Origin of the sequence: Streptomyces sp. NPDC059255, from assembly GCF_042752355.1 — a bacterium.
GTDB lineage: Bacteria > Actinomycetota > Actinomycetes > Streptomycetales > Streptomycetaceae > Streptomyces.
In genome coordinates, this window is sequence record NZ_JBHYZP010000093.1 from 1 (window position 1) to 2,389 (window position 2,389).

Below are 2,389 nucleotides of genomic sequence, written 5' to 3' on the forward strand. Positions count from 1 at the left end.
TATAGTAGCGCGCTCAAGACCCGAAGCGGAGTGATCTAGCCATGGGCAGGTTGAAGCGGAGGTAAGACTTCGTGGAGGACCGAACCCACCAGGGTTGAAAACCTGGGGGATGACCTGTGGTTAGGGGTGAAAGGCCAATCAAACTCCGTGATAGCTGGTTCTCCCCGAAATGCATTTAGGTGCAGCGTCGTGTGTTTCTTGCCGGAGGTAGAGCACTGGATAGGCGATGGGCCCTACCGGGTTACTGACCTTAGCCAAACTCCGAATGCCGGTAAGTGAGAGCGCGGCAGTGAGACTGTGGGGGATAAGCTCCATGGTCGAGAGGGAAACAGCCCAGAGCATCGACTAAGGCCCCTAAGCGTACGCTAAGTGGGAAAGGATGTGGAGTCGCAGAGACAACCAGGAGGTTGGCTTAGAAGCAGCCATCCTTGAAAGAGTGCGTAATAGCTCACTGGTCAAGTGATTCCGCGCCGACAATGTAGCGGGGCTCAAGCGTACCGCCGAAGTCGTGTCATTGCAGTACATACCCCCAACGGGGACTGTGATGGGTAGGGGAGCGTCGTGTGCCGGGTGAAGCAGCAGCGGAAGCTAGTTGTGGACGGTTCACGAGTGAGAATGCAGGCATGAGTAGCGATACACACGTGGGAAACGTGTGCGCCGATTGACTAAGGGTTCCTGGGTCAAGCTGATCTGCCCAGGGTAAGTCGGGACCTAAGGCGAGGCCGACAGGCGTAGTCGATGGACAACCGGTTGATATTCCGGTACCCGCTTTGAAACGCCCAGTACTGAATCCATTGATGCTAAGGCCGTGAAGCCGTCCTGGAGCCTTCGGGCAAAGGGGAGTGGTGGAGCCGTCGATCCAAGGTGGTAGTAGGTAAGTGATGGGGTGACGCAGGAAGGTAGTCCAGCCCGGGCGGTGGTTGTCCCGGGGTAAGGGTGTAGGGCGTTGTGCAGGTAAATCCGTGCAACATTAAGTCTGAGACCTGATGCCGAGCCGATTGTGGTGAAGTGGATGATCCTATGCTGTCGAGAAAAGCCTCTAGCGAGTTTCATGGCGGCCCGTACCCTAAACCGACTCAGGTGGTCTGGTAGAGAATACCGAGGCGTTCGGGTGAACTATGGTTAAGGAACTCGGCAAAATGCCCCCGTAACTTCGGGAGAAGGGGGGCCATTCTGGGTGATGAGTTTTGCACTCTGAGCTTGGGGTGGCCGCAGAGACCAGCGAGAAGCGACTGTTTACTAAAAACACAGGTCCGTGCGAAGCCGTAAGGCGATGTATACGGACTGACGCCTGCCCGGTGCTGGAACGTTAAGGGGACCGGTTAGTCATTCTTCGGGGTGGCGAAGCTGAGAACTTAAGCGCCAGTAAACGGCGGTGGTAACTATAACCATCCTAAGGTAGCGAAATTCCTTGTCGGGTAAGTTCCGACCTGCACGAATGGCGTAACGACTTCTCGACTGTCTCAACCATAGGCCCGGTGAAATTGCACTACGAGTAAAGATGCTCGTTTCGCGCAGCAGGACGGAAAGACCCCGGGACCTTTACTATAGTTTGATATTGGTGTTCGGTTCGGCTTGTGTAGGATAGGTGGGAGACTGTGAAGCTTGGACGCCAGTTCAGGTGGAGTCGTCGTTGAAATACCACTCTGGTCGTGCTGGATGTCTAACCTGGGTCCGTGATCCGGATCAGGGACAGTGTCTGATGGGTAGTTTAACTGGGGCGGTTGCCTCCTAAAGAGTAACGGAGGCGCCCAAAGGTTCCCTCAGCCTGGTTGGTAATCAGGTGTTGAGTGTAAGTGCACAAGGGAGCTTGACTGTGAGACCGACGGGTCGAGCAGGGACGAAAGTCGGGACTAGTGATCCGGCGGTGGCTTGTGGAAGCGCCGTCGCTCAACGGATAAAAGGTACCCCGGGGATAACAGGCTGATCTTCCCCAAGAGTCCATATCGACGGGATGGTTTGGCACCTCGATGTCGGCTCGTCGCATCCTGGGGCTGGAGTCGGTCCCAAGGGTTGGGCTGTTCGCCCATTAAAGCGGTACGCGAGCTGGGTTTAGAACGTCGTGAGACAGTTCGGTCCCTATCCGCTGCGCGCGTAGGAGTCTTGAGAAGGGCTGTCCCTAGTACGAGAGGACCGGGACGGACGAACCTCTGGTGTGCCAGTTGTTCTGCCAAGGGCATGGCTGGTTGGCTACGTTCGGAAAGGATAACCGCTGAAAGCATCTAAGCGGGAAGCCTGCTTCGAGATGAGGACTCCCACCCCCATGAGGGGTTAAGGCTCCCAGGAGACTACTGGGTTGATAGGCCAGATGTGGAAGACCGGTAACGGTTGGAGCTGACTGGTACTAATAGGCCGAGGGCTTGTCCTCAGTTGCTCGCGTCCACTGTGT

1 rRNA gene is annotated in these 2,389 nt (G+C 56.2%); it reads left to right on the forward strand.

Features of this window, described 5'->3' with window-relative positions:
• A 23S ribosomal RNA gene (locus ACFXKG_RS41125) occupies positions 1-2,368 on the forward strand; the annotation flags it as partial.
• Positions 2,369-2,389 lie beyond the last annotated feature (21 nt).